Annotated in this window: 16 protein-coding genes; 11 read left to right on the forward strand and 5 right to left on the reverse strand. The window is 37.5% G+C overall.

Annotated elements, in window-relative coordinates:
• Positions 1 to 10 precede the first annotated feature (10 nt).
• Together E4N78_RS06160 and E4N78_RS06165 are read left to right on the forward strand one after the other, a co-directional pair.
• Entirely contained in the window at positions 11 to 1,372 is a 1,362-nt protein-coding gene (locus tag E4N78_RS06160; RefSeq protein WP_255812156.1) for an OmpA family protein, read from the forward strand.
• Positions 1,373 to 1,540: 168 nt separating this feature from the next.
• Positions 1,541 to 1,930, forward strand: a complete 390-nt coding sequence (locus E4N78_RS06165; protein ID WP_370645028.1) for an outer membrane protein assembly factor BamD — start codon at positions 1,541 to 1,543, stop codon at positions 1,928 to 1,930.
• Between the two features lie 7 nt (positions 1,931 to 1,937).
• Here E4N78_RS06165 and E4N78_RS06170 read toward each other — a convergent pair whose 3' ends face one another.
• Entirely contained in the window at positions 1,938 to 2,852 is a 915-nt protein-coding gene (locus tag E4N78_RS06170) for an alpha/beta hydrolase (RefSeq protein ID WP_255812159.1), read from the reverse strand.
• A gap of 170 nt (positions 2,853 to 3,022) precedes the next feature.
• Here E4N78_RS06170 and E4N78_RS06175 point away from each other — a divergent pair, with 170 nt between their 5' ends.
• Together E4N78_RS06175 and E4N78_RS06180 are read left to right on the forward strand one after the other, a co-directional pair.
• On the forward strand, positions 3,023 to 4,120 hold the full coding sequence (locus tag E4N78_RS06175; protein ID WP_255812160.1) for a formylglycine-generating enzyme family protein: 1,098 nt from the start codon (positions 3,023 to 3,025) through the stop codon (positions 4,118 to 4,120).
• Between the two features lie 70 nt (positions 4,121 to 4,190).
• Positions 4,191 to 5,486: an L-cysteine desulfidase family protein gene (locus E4N78_RS06180; RefSeq protein ID WP_255812161.1), complete on the forward strand. Its 1,296-nt coding sequence runs from the start codon at positions 4,191 to 4,193 to the stop codon at positions 5,484 to 5,486.
• On the opposite strand, the gene pbpC is transcribed toward E4N78_RS06180, so the two are convergent.
• Positions 5,483 to 7,762: a penicillin-binding protein 1C gene (gene pbpC, locus E4N78_RS06185; protein ID WP_255812162.1), complete on the reverse strand. Its 2,280-nt coding sequence runs from the start codon at positions 7,760 to 7,762 to the stop codon at positions 5,483 to 5,485. The genes E4N78_RS06180 and pbpC overlap by 4 nt on opposite strands.
• Before the next feature lie 205 nt (positions 7,763 to 7,967).
• Between pbpC and E4N78_RS06190 the strand changes: the two genes are divergently transcribed.
• Positions 7,968 to 9,110 (forward strand): hypothetical protein, encoded by a 1,143-nt coding sequence (locus E4N78_RS06190; protein ID WP_255812163.1) that lies wholly within the window; start codon positions 7,968 to 7,970, stop codon positions 9,108 to 9,110.
• 35 nt (positions 9,111 to 9,145) lie between these two features.
• Positions 9,146 to 10,090, forward strand: a complete 945-nt coding sequence (locus E4N78_RS06195) for a DMT family transporter (RefSeq protein ID WP_255812165.1) — start codon at positions 9,146 to 9,148, stop codon at positions 10,088 to 10,090.
• Between the two features lie 48 nt (positions 10,091 to 10,138).
• On the opposite strand, the gene E4N78_RS06200 is transcribed toward E4N78_RS06195, so the two are convergent.
• On the reverse strand, positions 10,139 to 10,570 hold the full coding sequence (locus E4N78_RS06200) for a bacteriohemerythrin (RefSeq protein ID WP_255812166.1): 432 nt from the start codon (positions 10,568 to 10,570) through the stop codon (positions 10,139 to 10,141).
• A gap of 127 nt (positions 10,571 to 10,697) precedes the next feature.
• On the opposite strand from E4N78_RS06200, the gene E4N78_RS06205 reads away from it, so the two are divergent.
• Positions 10,698 to 10,964, forward strand: coding sequence for a hypothetical protein (locus tag E4N78_RS06205; RefSeq protein WP_255812167.1), 267 nt, complete (start codon positions 10,698 to 10,700; stop codon positions 10,962 to 10,964).
• Positions 10,933 to 11,295: a helix-turn-helix domain-containing protein gene (locus E4N78_RS06210; protein WP_010691033.1), complete on the forward strand. Its 363-nt coding sequence runs from the start codon at positions 10,933 to 10,935 to the stop codon at positions 11,293 to 11,295. Before E4N78_RS06205 ends, E4N78_RS06210 begins: the two co-directional genes overlap by 32 nt.
• A gap of 154 nt (positions 11,296 to 11,449) precedes the next feature.
• On the opposite strand, the gene E4N78_RS06215 is transcribed toward E4N78_RS06210, so the two are convergent.
• A complete protein-coding gene (locus E4N78_RS06215; RefSeq protein ID WP_255812168.1) occupies positions 11,450 to 11,869 on the reverse strand; it encodes a hypothetical protein in 420 nt (139 codons plus the stop codon).
• 372 nt (positions 11,870 to 12,241) lie between these two features.
• Positions 12,242 to 12,691 (reverse strand): ASCH domain-containing protein, encoded by a 450-nt coding sequence (locus E4N78_RS06220; protein WP_255812169.1) that lies wholly within the window; start codon positions 12,689 to 12,691, stop codon positions 12,242 to 12,244.
• Positions 12,692 to 12,829: 138 nt separating this feature from the next.
• On the opposite strand from E4N78_RS06220, the gene E4N78_RS06225 reads away from it, so the two are divergent.
• From E4N78_RS06225 to tkt, 3 genes are read left to right on the forward strand one after another with little or no spacing between them, the layout of a single operon-like run.
• Positions 12,830 to 13,234, forward strand: coding sequence for a hypothetical protein (locus tag E4N78_RS06225; RefSeq protein WP_255812170.1), 405 nt, complete (start codon positions 12,830 to 12,832; stop codon positions 13,232 to 13,234).
• Between the two features lie 3 nt (positions 13,235 to 13,237).
• Positions 13,238 to 14,299 carry a hypothetical protein gene (locus E4N78_RS06230; RefSeq protein WP_255812171.1) on the forward strand — a complete coding sequence of 354 codons (1,062 nt, stop codon included), beginning with the start codon at positions 13,238 to 13,240 and terminating at the stop codon, positions 14,297 to 14,299.
• Positions 14,300 to 14,320: 21 nt separating this feature from the next.
• The gene (gene tkt / locus E4N78_RS06235) at positions 14,321 to 16,348 is read left to right on the forward strand and encodes a transketolase (RefSeq protein WP_255812172.1); all 2,028 of its coding nucleotides are present in this window, start codon (positions 14,321 to 14,323) and stop codon (positions 16,346 to 16,348) included.
• Positions 16,349 to 16,352: the final 4 nt, after the last annotated feature.

A 16,352-nucleotide genomic window follows, 5' to 3' on the forward strand; every position in this document is an offset into this window, starting at 1 on the left:
AGATAAGCAAATGAATGGAATTTTAAAAAAAATTAAAGCTTTAAAAAAAGACGAGTTCTCTAATAAAATCTGCGTTTTTCTTTTTTTGGTTTTTACCCTTTTTACCGTAAATTTAAATTCTTATGAGCCTGTGCTTAATTCTTCTTCGGTTCAAAATTGGGAAGATGGGACAATCGATTCTTTAATAATGCTGGATATAAACAAAAGCGGATTTTTTCTTCCAAGCGATAGAGATGCAGCTTTTAATACAATCGAAAAATATATGCCGTCGCTTTTAAAAGATATTTATCTTTCGGTAATCGTAGACTCTTCGCATAGGTTAGGAAATTATCTTGCAGAAGAAAAGGTAAATTTAAACAGTATAAATAAAATTATTGAAAGCGGAAGTTATAAAAATCCTCATTTTTCTTCTGACTTGTCAAATGCTTTAATAAAAACAAGTACACAGATGCATGAGATTGCAAAGCTCTTTATAAACCATAAAACTCCCTACATACCTTCCATTCCTCCCAGTACGGCAGTCAGTAAGTCTTATACAGGCATTTTGATTGATGCAAGAGGGCTTTTGCCTGTACACGGTGAATACACAAATGAAAAACTTCAGCCATGTATTTTTCCTAAAATATGGGACACCGATATGGTTACAATATATGAAAAAAATATGGTTGACCCTGAGATTGCAAAAAAGAACAGTTTGGTCTTATATTCTTCCTCTTTAAATGAAGAATTATATAGGGATAGGATAGGCACTGAACCTTTGAGAATTATAGCTCGGGGGCTTTTCGGTCAAAACCGGACAGATCCTATTATCTCTATGGAAGACAGCGGCCGTATTTTATCTAGACCTGAGAATTTGAAGCTTTTAAAAGAAGGGAAAATAGTTATAATTTGTGATGAGGACATGCTTAGAGTAACAGAGCCTTTTACTCCCCCTGATGAAAATTATTATTTTGCCTATCATGATATTGAACTCTTGCTTGAAAAGCATAAAGAAAAAGGGATTACACTATCAAATCCGAAAAATATAGTAAAGATAGTAATGTACGATATACGGTTTGTTGCCGATATGCCCGATGTCCTTCCTGAAGAGATGGGAAAGATAGACCTAATTGCCGAAGCTCTTTTGAAGTTGGGTCCTTACACAAAATTTTTAATTGAAGGCCACACGGCAGATCTTAACAGGCCCGAGGACGAAAAAATTCTTTCGGTGCAAAGGGCTGAACGGATTGCAGACGAAATTTCTAAGAGAGGAATTGACCGCTCAAGGATAATGACAGCCGGCTACGGAAGCACAAGACCCTTGGCTCCAAGCAATAATGAAAAAAATATGGCAAAGAATCGGCGGGTAGAAATTACCGTTATTCGGGAATAATATATGTTTATATAAAAGCTATTCTAAAAATTTGATACTTTTTTTAGTATAGATTGTTTAGGTTATATTGAATATTTGTTTTAAATAAAATTGGAGAATAAAATGATAAAAAAAATTAGGGCAAAAGCGGCTTTTTGCAGTTTATGTGTTATTCTATGTTTGATTACAATGACGGTTTTGTTGTTTTCTTGTTCGAGCCTCCCTACAGATGAGACTGTATCTTCAAATTTGACGCCTATTGAGTTAAACCAAAAAGCTCAAGAGGAAATTGATAATGGTCACCTAAGAAGCGCTCTTGAGTATTATAAAATTATAATTAAGCGTTATGGTTCAGATCCCTCGGTTAGAACTGCTGCTGAATATGAAATCGCCCATGTTTATATTAAGAAAAAGAGATGGATCGAGGCTGATACAATGCTAAAAGCCATTATAGATAGATACGAAACGGCTGGCGGTGCCGGACTTGCGCCTAAATATCTGATACTCGCAAAAAAGGATTATGCAAAAACACAAGACTATATGCAAAAGCATAATTTGATTAACAAAAAAGAGAATTAAGATAAAACTACAGTCTTTTTTCTATCCACTCAAAAATATCGGCTTTTACTTCCTCTTTGTTTGTTTCGTTTAAAATTTCGTGGCGTGCACCCTCATAAAGTTTTAAGCTAAGGTCTTTTATGCCGTTAGCCTTATAAATATCGTATAATTTTTTTACGCTCTTACCCAAGTCAGAAACCGGATCTTTATCGCCTGAAGTAATGAGTATAGGTAATGAGACGGGAATTTTTGACATTTCGGAAGGCCGATGTGTTTGCTTTAGACCATTTATAAGATCCTGATAAAAACCGAGAGTACATACAAAACCGCAAAAATCATCATCTATATATTTTTGGACTTCATTTTCATCCCGCGAAAGCCAGTCAAAATTTGTTTTTGGGGATTCCACTGCTTTATTGTAAGCTCCAAAACTAAGTTTATCCATGAATTTGGAAGGCTTTTTTTTATCTGAAAATAATTTATTTAAACCTACAGCTATGCCTGCTATTTTTATCATGGGATTCGGGCCTGCGCTTCCTACCAGTATGGCTGCCCTTACCGTTTTACCGTAGTTTTCTATATAATTTTGAGTTATAAAAGAGCCGAAGGAGTGTCCAAGTATTATGATGGGGATATCGGGATAAATCTTTTTAATTTCTTCATTTATTTCTTTTTGATCTTCTACGACTCGTTGAAAGCCGTCCTTGTCGGCGAGATAACCTCTGAGCATAAGTTTGCCGGCTGTTTTACCATGCCCGCGGTGGTCGGCAGCAAATACGGTAAAGCCCCTTTCGCAGGCGTCTTCGGCAAAGCCTTCATACCTAAGGGCATGTTCTGCCATACCATGTACTATGTGAATCACAGCCTTGGACTTTTTTTTAGAAAGCCATTGATGAAGGGCGACAGCTTGTCCATCGCTCATTGTTTGATAAATTGTCTGCATAAATCATCCCCCATAAAAATAGTATAATCCATAAAAATAAAATTTTCAATCAAAAACAAAGATACAAAGTTAAGAATTTGAAATTTCTTTTATTTTTAAAATCTATTTGATTGATTTTTTTGCTCTAATATGGTATAAATCATCATATAAATTTTATTTATGGGGAATGTATGGGGTGTATAAAGAATATCTTCAAGGCTATTAAAAATCCTAAAACTTATAAAAGTGAAAATTTCTTTTATTTTTTATTTTCAGTTATTTTGATAGGCGGAATTTTATTTGCGACCAGACGGAAGGTTGTAAATTATCCTTATGATTCAATCGAAAATTTTAAAACTATGATCACCGTCATTGAAAAACCTGTAATTATCAAAGGCGAAGGTTCGGAAGGTTTTTTTACCTCCGGAAGAGAAATTACTTTAAGTCCTTACAAGATCGGAAAATATGAAGTTTCCTATTCATTTTGGAATGAGGTCTATGAGTGGATTATCAAAGAAAGCGGGCATGAATATCAGTTTCAATCTTTAGGACAGCCAGGGATTTATATGGGACATTCGGCAGATCCTGATGAAATGTATGAAATTAAAGAGCTGAAGGAAAAGGCAGAAGAAATGGGAAAGCCTTATAATACGGTAAAGGCTGGTGTCTATCCTGTAACAAAAATGTCGTGGAGCGATGCTATTATTTGGTGCAATGCTTTAAGCGAAAAAGAAGGCTTGGATCCGGTTTATTACTATGACGGTAAGGTTTTACGCAATGCTTTAGATGTTACAAAAAGCGAAAATCCCGATGTACGTATGAAAAATAACGGCTACCGCCTTCCTACTGAGGCCGAATGGGAATTTGCTGCCAGAGGCGGAGATATAGAGGCTTCTGATTGGAATTTCGGATTTGCAGGAACAGACGACATTGAAAATGCCGGAGACTATGTTTGGTATAGAGGTAATAGTTCTCTATTTAATATAGGTTCATCAGGTGAAATTATAGATATTCATCCAATAGGCCAAAAAAGACCCAATAGGTTAGGGCTCTATGATATGTCTGGCAATTGTTGGGAGTGGTGTTTTGATCGGTATAATCAAAGAAAAACTGGTCAGTTTATTGACCCTATCAATAAAGATGGAGCCAGACATAGAATTATAAAAAGCGGTTCTGTAAAGCATGGTCTTAGTTTTTCCCGTGTAAAATCTTGGGGTTATGCTATTCCGGTAAATCCGGGGTATATTCTGGGTTTTAGATTGGCCCAAACAATTGACAATAATAATTAAATCGGTTGACATAATTTTATTGAATGGATAACATAATAAATCCGTTTATTTTTTGATATGGAGAAATGGTATGAGTTTAGATAACGCAAAAAAAGAAAAATATGTTCAGATTCTGAAGGAAGAGCTGGTTCCTGCCCTTGGATGCACGGAGCCTATAGCTATTGCTTACACAGCTGCCAATTTGCGGAAGATTATGGGCGGTATTCCCGATGAAATCTTAATTGAAAGCAGCGGTAATATCATTAAAAATGCAAAGTCTGTTATTGTGCCCAATACCGGCGGAATGAAGGGGATGGAAGCTTCTGCCTTGATAGGGCTTATCGGAGGAAATGCAGATAAGGGCTTGGAAGTATTAGCCGATGTAACCGAAGAGCATGTAAAGCTTGCTCATGACTATTTAGCCAAGTCATGCACTAAGCTTAAACTAATGGATACGCCTGCAAGCCTTCACATAAGGATTACAGGAAAACTAAACGGCGATACCGGAATTGCAGAGCTCATTCACCAGCATACAAATATCGTACTTTTAAAAAAAAATGACGAAGTTATCTTTGAAAAGCCTTTTAGCTTGGAGTCTTCCGCAGGTGCTTTAACCGATAGAAGCTGTTTAAATGTAAAAGATATTTTGGAGTTTGCAGACACTGTTCCGGTTGATGATGTTTCTCCAATCATTATGAGGCAGGTTGAATATAATATGAGAGTTTCAGAGGACGGTTTAAAATCTTCTTACGGCATTGAAACGGGGAAAAATATTTTAAAGTATAACCAGAAGAAGGGTGATAGTTTTTCGGTTAAGGTTCAAGCGGAAGGTGAAGTCGCAGCAGCCTCCGATGCCCGTATGTGCGGCTGTTCTTATCCGGTTATTACCAATTCGGGAAGCGGAAATCAGGGATTAGCCGTTTCGGTGCCCGTAGTTGTATATGCCCGCGAAAATAAGTTAAGCGAAGAAAAACTGATCCGCTGTTTGATTGTAAGTAATCTTTTAGCCATCCACCAAAAAACCGGAATAGGCAGGCTTTCTGCTTATTGCGGTGCGGTAACTGCCGGAGCTGCCTGTGCTGCTGCAATTACCTATATGAAGGGCGGCTCTTATGAACAGGTTTGCGGAACAATAGCAAATACGCTGGGAGTCGTTTCAGGAATTCTTTGTGACGGAGCCAAGCAATCCTGTGCCGCTAAAATTGCCTCAGCTTTGGACTCTGCTCTTTTTGCACATGAACTCGCTATGGACGGCGATTTTTTTGCCGGAGGTGACGGCGTAGTCAAGGACGATATCGAAAAAACCATAGCCGGCATAGGTGTTGTTGCTGCCCAAGGTATGCGCAAAACCGACGAAGTTGTGTTACAGGTTATGCTTAAAGACTAATTCCCGTTTAGAACATAAAAAATTCTTTTACGGGTATTTCCCCTGTTGTCCGTAAGGGTCAGCTCATGTCTCCCTCTTAGGGCCGCCCTTAAGGGCTGAATCTTCATTTGATGATAGGATTTTGTACTTCCTAAATATTCTCCGTCCAAATCCCAGTAGATGACGGCCTCGGGATTTTTATGGGCGGCTTCTGCAACCAATGCCCCAAAAGAGCCGTCAAGTTCTGTCGGAATATAAACCGAGGTTCCGTCTTCGGGAAATAAAATTTCAAACTCGCCTGCATTTGATGCCGTACTTTCCGGAAGCCATTGGGGGAGGCTCTTATATTCCGGGTGTCCCTGTTTATAAAAATATTCTGCAGCAGCCGGGAGGACAAACCTATTTTCTATTTTAGGTAATTCGTTTATGTCATTTGCCTTAACTTGAAACTTGCCGTCGGGACTTAAAGATACCTTTTTACAATAAGGACAGGTGTTTTGGGTATGACTTTCTATAGGTTTTAAAACAGCCTTTGCGTTTTTACAAAATTCTCCTGCGGGGTAACCCGAGTCTGCACAAGCTTTTATAAATTCAAAATCCTTTAATTCTTTTTCGGGCCAGTCCGATTTTGGCAAGATATTAAAAATTTCAAAGAGGATTGGTGCGGCCAGTTTTGTGCTTGTAATTTCAGGCCTTCCTTCTCCCGAAGCGTTTCCGCACCAAACGCCTACGGAATATTTAGGCGTAATCCCTATAGTCCAAGCATCCTTGTTCCCGTAACTGGTTCCGGTCTTCCATGCAATTTTTTGATTTTGTGCATAGAGCTGCCATATAGCCTCTTCTTCGGGCCTGTTCCCTTCGGTCAGCACATCCATTGTTATTCTGCAAGCTCCCGAAGAAAAAGGAAATTTTTCGTCAAGTTTGTTTTGAGCTTTCAGCATCATCTTTCGATAAGTGTTTGTAATTTCGTAAAGGCTTATTTCTCCTCCTCCCAAAATCAGGGGAAGACCGTATTCATCGGCCGAACGGTTAAATGTTGTAAAGCCTGACCTTTTTAAGATATCCAAAAAGGCGGGTATTGTAAATTCACGCAGGGCTCTTATAAACGGAATGTTTAAAGAATAGGAAAGGGCCTTGCGGGCAGGAATCGCTCCCGAATATGTGTAGTTACTGTTTTGAGGTGTGTAGCCTGCAATCTTTGTCGGAATATCTATGAGGAGTTGATCCGGTAAAATCATTCCCGCATCCAGCATTGCCGCAAACAAAAAAGGTTTTAATAAACTCCCCGAACTCCGCCTTGCGTGAACCATATCGACATGCTCGTTTTTTGCATTCGGACTTTGAAGACCCGTGTTTCCTATATAGGCTAAAGTTTTTCCCGTTTCGGTATCTAAAATTAAGACGGCTGTATTGTAAACACCGCTTGAAAAATTCCTTTTAAAATGATGGTCAGCAATTTCAAAAACTATTTCCTGTAAAGAATAATCCAAGCTGCTTATGTTTTTTTGATTGGAGCTTTTTGGTTTTAAAAACTCAAGGTAATGATAGGCCTTTTGCGGAACGGCCTTAGGTTTATCGGGAACGGGTTCTGCAACGGAAAGAGTGTAGGTTTCCTTATCGATTTTTTTTTGTAAAAAAAGATTGTACAAGAGCCTGTCCCTCTTTTCTTTTAAGATTTCGGATTCTTTTCCCGGGCGTACCAAAGAGGGTTGATTGGGAAGGACTGCAAGGCAGGCGGCTTCCGCCCATGTTAAATCTTCAGGCCCCCTTCCGAAATACCGCCATGAGGCTGCTTCAAGGCCTACAACATTTCCGCCGTAGGGTGCGTGGGAGGCGTAAATATTCAATATGTTTTCCTTGGAATAAGAAAGCTCCAAAAAAAGAGATAAAAAACTTTCTCTTAGTTTTTGCTTAAAACTTCTTACCGGATTTTTTTCGGAAAGGCGGGAGGTCTGCATCGTAATTGTAGAGGCACCCGAAACTATTTTTTCTTTTAAAATATTTTCAACTGCAGCCCTAAAAACCGAAAGAGGATCTATCCCAAAATGAAAATAAAAATTTTTATCTTCATAGTTTAGAAGGGCTTCCCTGTATTTTTCAGGCAGTTTTGAAGTTTGAGGAAATCTCCATTGCCCGTCACTTGCAGCAGATGCACCTAAAAGTTTTCCGTCGGAGCTGTAAAGAGTAAAAGAATAATCAACTTTAAAGCCGGGCGTAAAAAAAAGTATTAAAGCTAAAACAATTAAGGAAGAAATAAAGGCCGGTATCAGAGCTTTGATAATCTTGTTAAAACGCATATTACGGGAATTATAACATAAGATAAATATGTGTACAAGGGAATATTTTTGAGCAACCCTTATGATTTGCAATTATTTATGACCGATACTTTTAAATAATTTAGTTATTTTTAGGCAATGCGCTATCTTGAAGATAAGCTTATTTTATGATAAAATAATTTTATAAGTTATTTAAGATTTACCGCAAATACAAGTGGAGGTAGAAGTGAAAAAAAGTTTATGTTCTTTGTTTTTTTGTATGGTTTTGGGCTCTTTATGCTTTGCTCAGTTTGCTATGCCCGAGCCTGTGCCTCCTTCCGTAATTTCGCCTCGAATAAACGGACTGGGAGCTTGTTTTACTGCTGATCAATCCGAAAGAGACCGCCTATTTACAAATCCTGCGGTTTTTCCGTTTTTAACAAAAAAATGGTCTTTTGGGAAAATTGCTTTACATGCAAATGAAGATAGTTTTGGAGGAATAAGTGCCCTTACAGCTTCTGAAAAAATAAAGACTTTTACAAACCATCTTTATAAAAACAATAAAACTTTTTTTGATTTTAATGCTACAGGTCCAATAGCTTTTAGTTTTTCCGATAAAAATTTTGCAGTAGGCCTTTTTAATAGATCTATTCTTCATGCTGATGTAGAAGCCTCTATTATGAAAAAACTTCTAATAGGAGAAGAACTTTTTTTGACAGGAGGCTACGGTATATGTCTTTATGATGATACCGTAAATAAGGTATCTCTCGGTTTTCAGATGAAAGGCTTTTTTCAAACATTCTCTTATGCCTTAAATAAAAATCAAGTTTATATGGCGTCGGCAGCTAATTCGGCTTTTAAAGATCTAAATATTGTATTGGTAAATGCAGTAGGTTTAGATGCCGGTTTTTTATATAAATGTGAAGATTACTTTATTTTAGGAATCACATGCAGGGATGCCTATACTCCTGTTTTTTTAACTCCTTATAATAATTTTGATGATTATAAAAAAGCCCGTCCTGCCGGCAAAACACAATATAAGACTCTTTTACCGAATTTAAGTATAGGAATAGGCTCTATACCGATAGGAAAGGATGTATGGCCAATGGTTTCTTCATGGTCTTTTTATCTGGATTATCAGAACCTCCTTCTCCCTATTTTTAATAAAAATAAAAGCCCTTTTCTTAACATAGCTTTTGGAACGGAAATAATCTTTCATGAGGTTTTGAGCTTTACCTTGGGAATGACGGAATGTTACCCTCATTTCGGCTGCGGGCTTAATTTTACATATTTTCAAATAGATTTTTCCGCTTTTTTAAAGGAATTGGGAAACAAGCCCTGGGAACAGCCTAAACTGGGGATAGACTTTTCTCTTTCCTTTGAATATTAGATTAGAATTTTAAAATTTGGTTTTTAGGGATTTTTATGTCTGAGAATTTACAAACAGCAAGACGTGTTAAAATTTTTTCACGGCTTGCCCTTTTTTCTGCAACTCTTTTATGGGGAAGCACATTTGTTGCTGTCAGCAGTACAAATGATTTTTTTAAACCTAATTTTTTATTGGCTTGCCGTTTTTTGCCCGCCTGCTTAATTCTTTGTGCCGTATTTTTTAAACGGCTTAAAAAACTTGACAAGCGTTATTTAAAGGCCGGAATGTTTTTAGGCTTTATTATGTTTGCAGGTTACTCTCTGCAGGCTATTGCAATTACTACTGCAGGAGGTTTACCGGGACGGAGCTCATTTTTAGTAGCAACCTATTGTGTTATTGTTCCTTTTGTAAATGCTCTTATCTTAAAAAAGAAGCCGGATAAATTCAATCTTTTTGCTGCCTTCCTTTGTTTTACAGGCATACTTACCATATCGATGCCGGATTTGATTTTGGAAAATTCCAGCGGCATAAATTGGGGAGATGTCTTTTCTCTTATAAGCAGTTTTATATTTGCCGTTTATATAGTTTTTTTGCCTAAACTCATGGAAGACCTTGATACAGCCCTTATAACGATTGTTCAATTTGCCTTTGCAGGAAGCTATGCCCTTATTTTTTCTCTTTTGTTTGAGGACAATTCAGGTACAATTTGGAATTCTCAGTCTATTTTTACTCTTGCTTATTTAACGGTGCTTTGTACGGCTCTATGCGTTTTACTTCAAGCTGTGGGACAAAAGAACACTCCGCCGACTACGGCTGCCCTTATTTTTTCTCTTGAATCGGTGTTCAGTATCTTTCTTTCGATAATAGTTACGGATGAAAAATTTACACCTGCTCTTGCTTTGGGCTGTTCTTGTATATTTATTTCGATTATCATTTCAGAAACAAAGCTTTCTTTTTTGACTGAAAAATTTAAGCTCAATAAGCGGTCTTCTAAAAAATGATTACTTATTAAGGTCTTTTGTAGGTTTGCAGTTAAATTCGCTTAAATATCAAAAGGCTGCATCGGGATGGTTTTTATGGATGTATTCCGACCATTCGTGATCGGCTCCGGCTATGTGCTCGACGAGCCATTTACCCAAAAAATCGTAGAATTGAAGTCCCGTTTCGATATCGCCGGAGGCTAGAGGTACAATTGCATCCCTGATTTTTTTTATAAAAGATTTATGTATTTCTGCATGTTCTTTTAAATAGGGATAACCGTATTCTTTCATTACTTTTTCTTCTTCTTCAAAATGATAATATGTGTAGTCGGATAAGCTTTTTATTACTTTACCGATTTTTAGTTTGTATTCTTCTTGAGGTAAGTCAAACAAATCTTTAAATTGCCCCATTATGTTCAAAAGCTTTTTATGATGCAAATCTATCGTGTTATATCCTACACTCAATGAGTCTTCCCACTCAAAACATTTAATTTCACTCATAAGACTATTTTAACTTATTATCAAAAAAAGTCAAGGGAAGGAGCGTGGTGCACAAGGGCTCAAGGGATTGAAAAATCAAAATTAAAATAGACTTGACAAGTAATAAAAAATATATTACTATATGGATATGGAATATACAGTAGTTATGCCTAAAAAATTGGATAAAATAATCAGACTTATGCCTGAAAAAGCTCAAGATATTCTGCATAATCTAATTTTAGACATAAAAAAATCAGGTCCCGTACAGCCTAAATATCATAACTACTGTAAATTAAGTGCAAATACCTATCACTGCCATTTACTTTATAAATGGGTAGCGGTATGGAGATGTGAAAAAAATAAACTCATAGTGGAGGTCGAATATGTTGGCAGTCGTGAAAATGCCCCATACTAGTTTTACCGTATCGGGAGATATTCCTGAAAATATTTTAAATATATTAAAAACTTACTATAAGAAACATCTTATACTTGAAGACGAAAAAAGTGAATATGTCGAAGCTTCAACGATGGACTGGTATAAAGAAGCCGAAAAAAGACAAACTCCTGCTAAGACTTTGCGTTTTTATCGAACACTTAATAAACTTACTCAATTACAATTAGCTGAAAAACTAGGTGTTACAAAACAGTTTATCTCCAACATGGAAACAGGACAAAAGCCTATAAGCCGCAAAACCGCCTATTTGCTTTCTGAAATCTTCGGTATAGACGCAGGGCGGTTTATATAGATGATTTTTTTGCTTGATCTTTTTTATCTTAAACACTTAACATATTCTTTAATTTCCTCATTTAAAGGCTGATGATTTCCTTTTCACTATGATTTACCATAATTTCTTCAAATAACATATTTGTCTATCATCCTTTATTATTAAAAGTTCTAATTTATTCATCAATCCTATAAACCATATCGCCGCTATTCCAAATATACATAGAGGCTGACACAGGCTCTTTTCCTTCTTCCCAAAGCAATCCTGTATATGTTGTGTTATATCCGAAGTATCCTTCCGTTAAAATTTCAAACTCCATGCCGGAAAATTTTTCAATATATTCTTTTAACCCGATGGCTTTCCCTGAAAAATCTCCCTCATAAACAATTTTGTCAAATATCCAAACACTACATTCATCTAGGTCACTGCCATAAAATACGACATCTCCGGGATATATTTTTTCTCCATTTTTGGTATACCGAAATAATTTATCTATCTTTAATGTCAATATGTCGTCATTAAAGATGATTTTTTTTATTTTGCTATCATGGAGGCTAAAAGGAATATTACTGCTTCTATCATGTATAAAATCCATTTCCATCTCCCATAATACTAATTTGCCTTACTCAATATCCGTAGTATTGTACCATATTTCTGCTTTGTTTTATAGCCCTAACTCTTGCCTTGTGTCCTCGTTATCCGGTATGGTGCTTCCGGCATACGCTACTATGGGTTGTGGATTAAGAATTTAGCGGCTGGCAAACTGTTCCATATCTTATTTCTAACATAGTTGTGATTACATCCATTACTGTGCTGATGAATATTTTATCTGTATTTTCAGTGCTTCCATAAATTCTCTTTTCCAAGTTTTTTGGTTTTTGGACATAAAAAAAAGTATCGGCTATTTGCTTTTACTTCCTCTTGGTAATTTTATTTAATTGTTTTACTTCGACAAACCGGGATTTATCTAATAAACTTTTTCAAACACTTCGCATAACATAGGAGCTTGTTCATAAAAATTTTTGCCAACCGATTTATATTCTTCACAAAAAAAGCTGTCATGAACCTCTTTCCAATATTGATAGCTCCTATCCCCTTCGCCTTCATGCCATGCATGTTCTGGTGTAATTAAGTTATAAGGCATGATATACACTACCTTTGTTTGCGTAATACATACCGGCTCTTCTGAACCATTGAGAATAATATTATACTCTCCCACCTGCGGTATATCCTCTCCAATTTCATATAGTTCAAATGCTGAGGTCGTAGCTGTCTTGATGTTACAATTCACTAATTTTGCCAATTCATCGGCCATCTCTTTTGTATTGCCGAAACTCCAAGCTTCATATTTTGTATCTTTCGGCAATTTCTTTTCATTACAAAATTTAATCCAAAACTCTTTTATTTTATCACTCATTCAAATAATCTCCTCAACTTCAAATTTGTCCTCCGCTTCATTATATTCCTTTTCCCATATTTTGTCATTTAATCAAGTTTCGACTCCTTTTTCCCTCGATCTTGAAAAAAAACGATTAATATGTTAAAATGCCGGACAATGTTTGACCAATTAGAACCCTTATTGCCTGAAATTAATCTATTTTTACAAAATATTGGAGAGATTTTTACTCTCAAGGAGCTTAAAGATTCTATCGGCTTAAAAAGAATTGATGATGATATTTTAGGTGCTTTTTTGATATCCTTTTCCTTAGCTTATTTTATTCCGGATCCTGATTCACCCGATGGGATTTGGGCTAGTAAGCACTGTTTTTTTTCCGGTAAGGAATTCCCTGTCCAAATTTCCAAAATGGAACGAGAGATGGAATCCTTTATTCCCGGCTCCCGTTTTTTACCTTTTTTACCTGCAGATAAGTATGCCCATGATATAAAGTTTTTTTATGAAGGAAAAGAAATCCCAAAACAAAAGCTATATTTAAGTTTTGAGAGAATTTCTTCTTTTTAATTTTTGTACACCGAAAACGACATTTCCCATGTTTTATGTGAAGACTATGAAGAAAACATGGCATCTTTTTCCGACTCTAACGAAGGCTTTATTCCTAATTCTAAATTTGCCGTGAGCGCTTGGGATTTTTCATCTGTATTTGATCAATTCGGTTTTGATTCACCTATCCGTTTTTTTGTGCGTATTAAGGATTGGTCTAAGGCCGAGTTTGAAATTTTAAAAAAGAAACCTGTAATTTCTGAAGAAGATATATCGGTTTGGTTTACACTTTTTGAGGGTGCAGTAAAAACTGCCTTGCAAATTCTTCCAATGGATTCAAGCACTCAGGAGATAGTTTCTTTTTCCTATTTTTTGGGAGAAAACATAATTTTCAGTAAAAAAGCCGCACCCATGGAATTGTTTTTTGAACGGAAGGATGTTTTCGGTATTGTACCCTACGGCATAGAAGAAAAATTTTGGGTTTTAAACGAACCTATAAAAAATCCTGATAAATGGTTTGATTATCCGGTCGGGGAAGATGCAATAGATGATTTTTTTGAATCGATAAGAAGACCCGTAACGGCAGGAATGATCAGATGTTTTGTTCTGGACTTTTTATCTTCACATTATATGGAACGCTTTAATGAGGAGACTAAACTCCTCTTTATAAATGAAGGCCTTTCTTTGTTTATTCCTAAATTTATGCCTGATTATGAAAGTATATCTTTAAAATGTAAAAATTATTTAGAAGCCTATTACGATATTGAGATTAAAAGCTATAATCCCTTTAAAGAAGATGCTGCAAAAGATTTGCGTTCTGCCTTGGTTTATTTTTATAAAAATCTACTTTTATTTTTTAATGAGATTTCGGAAGCTAAACTGAAAACTTCCGACTTTGATGGGCAGTCCCCTTTGATGCTCTACCAAATTTTTGACAAGATATTCCAATGGAGCGAATTTGTTGCTGCTATGTCTCCGGAAGATTCCAATTTTATTGAAGTAATGTCTATGTCTCTTGAAAATCTGTCTTATGTATATACTGATGTGAAGGTCGAAATCAGAAATAAAATATCGGCTCTCACCTAAAAATAATCTTGGAGGTTTTTTATGAAAAACGAACTGGAAGCTATTGCTCTTTCAATCAGAAGTCTTTCGATGGACGCAATCGAAAAAGCCAATTCAGGGCATCCGGGGCTCCCTTTGGGAGCCGCCGAATTGGGTGCTGCCCTGTATGCTAAAATCTTAAAACACAATCCTAAAAATCCCGATTGGAAAGATAGGGACCGCTTTGTGCTTTCTGCAGGCCATGGTTCGATGCTTTTGTATTCAGCCTTACATATTTCAGGCTACGATGTTTCAATAGAAGATATAAAAAGTTTTAGGCAGCTCGGCTCCAAATGTCCGGGGCATCCCGAATACGGCGACACTCCCGGTGTTGAAACTACCACAGGACCCTTGGGTCAGGGAATTTCTACAGCCGTAGGTATGGCCATTGCCGAAAAGATGCTTGCCGCCCGCTTTAACACAGCCGAGCATAAAATAGTAGACCATTATACTTATGCCCTTGTGGGTGAGGGCTGTTTGATGGAGGGCGTTTCCTCAGAAAGCTCCAGTTTGGCAGGCCACTTAAAATTAGGAAAGCTCATTGTTTATTATGATGAAAATAAGATTACTATCGACGGTTCGACCGACTTAACATTTACCGAAAACATCGAAGAAAGGTACAAGGCCTACGGCTGGCAGGTATTGCGGGGCTCGATGTACTCCTTTGAAGATATTGAACGCCTGACTCTTGAAGCCAAAAAAGATGAAAGGCCGACTCTTATTATCTTAAAGTCCGTTATAGGTCAGGGGGCTCCGACGGTTGCAGGCAAAAACAAGGCACACGGCGCTCCCTTAGGAAAAGACGGCATTGCCGAAGCCAAGAAAAATCTTTTACTTGAAGGAAAAGGAGATTTCTATGTTGCAGAAGAGGCTTATGCTTTCTTTAAAAAGAGAAATGAAGAGCTGGCTCTTGCTGAAGCCGAATGGAATAAAACCTTTGAAGTCTGGTCAAAGGCCAATCCAGAAAAAAGAAAAGAATGGGATCTTTCCTTTGCCAAAGGCGGAGCTGATGAAGCCCTTGTAAAATCTGTAAAGCTCCCAGAATTCAAAAAGGATGAAAGCATTGCAACCCGTGCCGCCTCAAAAAAGGCCTTAAACGAGTTTGCAAAAGTTCTTCCCAATCTTGTCGGAGGTTCTGCCGATTTGGAAGGCCCCAATGCCGTAGGCTTGGACGGAATTTCAGCCTTTTCTCATCAAAATCCTTCGGGAAGATATATTTATTTCGGTATCAGGGAATTTGCAATGGGGACAATCACAAACGGCATTCAGCTTCATGGAGGTTTTAGGGCTTTTTGTGCTACCTTCTTGGTCTTTGCCGATTATCTACGCCCTGCTCTCCGCCTTGCAGCCCTGATGAAGCTTCCTTCAATCTATGTATTTACCCATGATTCAATCTTTGTAGGGGAGGACGGCCCAACCCATCAGCCCATAGAACTTTTAGCCTCATTGCGGGCTATTCCGAATGTGCTTGTTTTACGCCCTGCCGATGCAGAGGAAACAGGGGAAGCATGGAAGCAGGCTCTCTTACACAAGGACGGCCCCGTATGTTTAATCCTAAGCCGCCAAAATTTACCTGTCTTGGAAAAGAGCGATCTTTTTTGGAGGGAATCGATTAAAAACGGTGCATATATTGTAAAGGATGTAGAGGCTTCGGCCTCAGGCTGTACGGTAGGCAAGCCGGATAGGACTCCTGATGTAACGGTTTTGGCTACGGGTTCCGAGGTAAGTATGGCAGTAAAGGCTGCAAGCCTTGTAAAGGATAAGAAGGTCAGAGTTGTTTCCGTCATGTCTAAAGAAAGGTTTGAAAACTCGCCTAAGGATTTTAAACATGGAGTTTTGGGCGGATGTAAAAAGCATATCCGTGTTATTACCGCCGAAGCGGGAATCTCTCAAGGCTGGGAAGGGTGGACAGGCTGTAAGTGCGATAATTTTTCGATTGAGCGTTTCGGTACCTCAGCCCCCGGAGCCAAGGTTGCAGAACACCTAGGCTTCACGTCAGAAAACTTGGCAAAGCTGATAGAGAAAAATTAATAAT

This window comes from Treponema denticola (genome assembly GCF_024400535.1).
In the GTDB taxonomy this organism is placed as follows: domain Bacteria; phylum Spirochaetota; class Spirochaetia; order Treponematales; family Treponemataceae; genus Treponema_B; species Treponema_B denticola_C.

What these genes read in the sequence shown, in the direction of transcription:
- E4N78_RS06160 (WP_255812156.1), top strand. Translation starts at nt 11, where the DNA reads ATGAATGGAATTTTAAAAAAAATTAAAGCTTTAAAAAAAGACGAGTTC.
- E4N78_RS06165 (WP_370645028.1), top strand. Translation starts at nt 1,541, where the DNA reads ATGACGGTTTTGTTGTTTTCTTGTTCGAGCCTCCCTACAGATGAGACT.
- E4N78_RS06170 (WP_255812159.1), bottom strand. Translation starts at nt 2,852, where the DNA reads ATGCAGACAATTTATCAAACAATGAGCGATGGACAAGCTGTCGCCCTT.
- E4N78_RS06175 (WP_255812160.1), top strand. Translation starts at nt 3,023, where the DNA reads ATGGGGTGTATAAAGAATATCTTCAAGGCTATTAAAAATCCTAAAACT.
- E4N78_RS06180 (WP_255812161.1), top strand. Translation starts at nt 4,191, where the DNA reads ATGAGTTTAGATAACGCAAAAAAAGAAAAATATGTTCAGATTCTGAAG.
- pbpC (WP_255812162.1), bottom strand. Translation starts at nt 7,762, where the DNA reads ATGCGTTTTAACAAGATTATCAAAGCTCTGATACCGGCCTTTATTTCT.
- E4N78_RS06195 (WP_255812165.1), top strand. Translation starts at nt 9,146, where the DNA reads ATGTCTGAGAATTTACAAACAGCAAGACGTGTTAAAATTTTTTCACGG.
- E4N78_RS06200 (WP_255812166.1), bottom strand. Translation starts at nt 10,570, where the DNA reads ATGAGTGAAATTAAATGTTTTGAGTGGGAAGACTCATTGAGTGTAGGA.
- E4N78_RS06205 (WP_255812167.1), top strand. Translation starts at nt 10,698, where the DNA reads ATGGAATATACAGTAGTTATGCCTAAAAAATTGGATAAAATAATCAGA.
- E4N78_RS06210 (WP_010691033.1), top strand. Translation starts at nt 10,933, where the DNA reads ATGTTGGCAGTCGTGAAAATGCCCCATACTAGTTTTACCGTATCGGGA.
- E4N78_RS06215 (WP_255812168.1), bottom strand. Translation starts at nt 11,869, where the DNA reads ATGGATTTTATACATGATAGAAGCAGTAATATTCCTTTTAGCCTCCAT.
- E4N78_RS06220 (WP_255812169.1), bottom strand. Translation starts at nt 12,691, where the DNA reads ATGAGTGATAAAATAAAAGAGTTTTGGATTAAATTTTGTAATGAAAAG.
- E4N78_RS06225 (WP_255812170.1), top strand. Translation starts at nt 12,830, where the DNA reads ATGTTTGACCAATTAGAACCCTTATTGCCTGAAATTAATCTATTTTTA.
- tkt (WP_255812172.1), top strand. Translation starts at nt 14,321, where the DNA reads ATGAAAAACGAACTGGAAGCTATTGCTCTTTCAATCAGAAGTCTTTCG.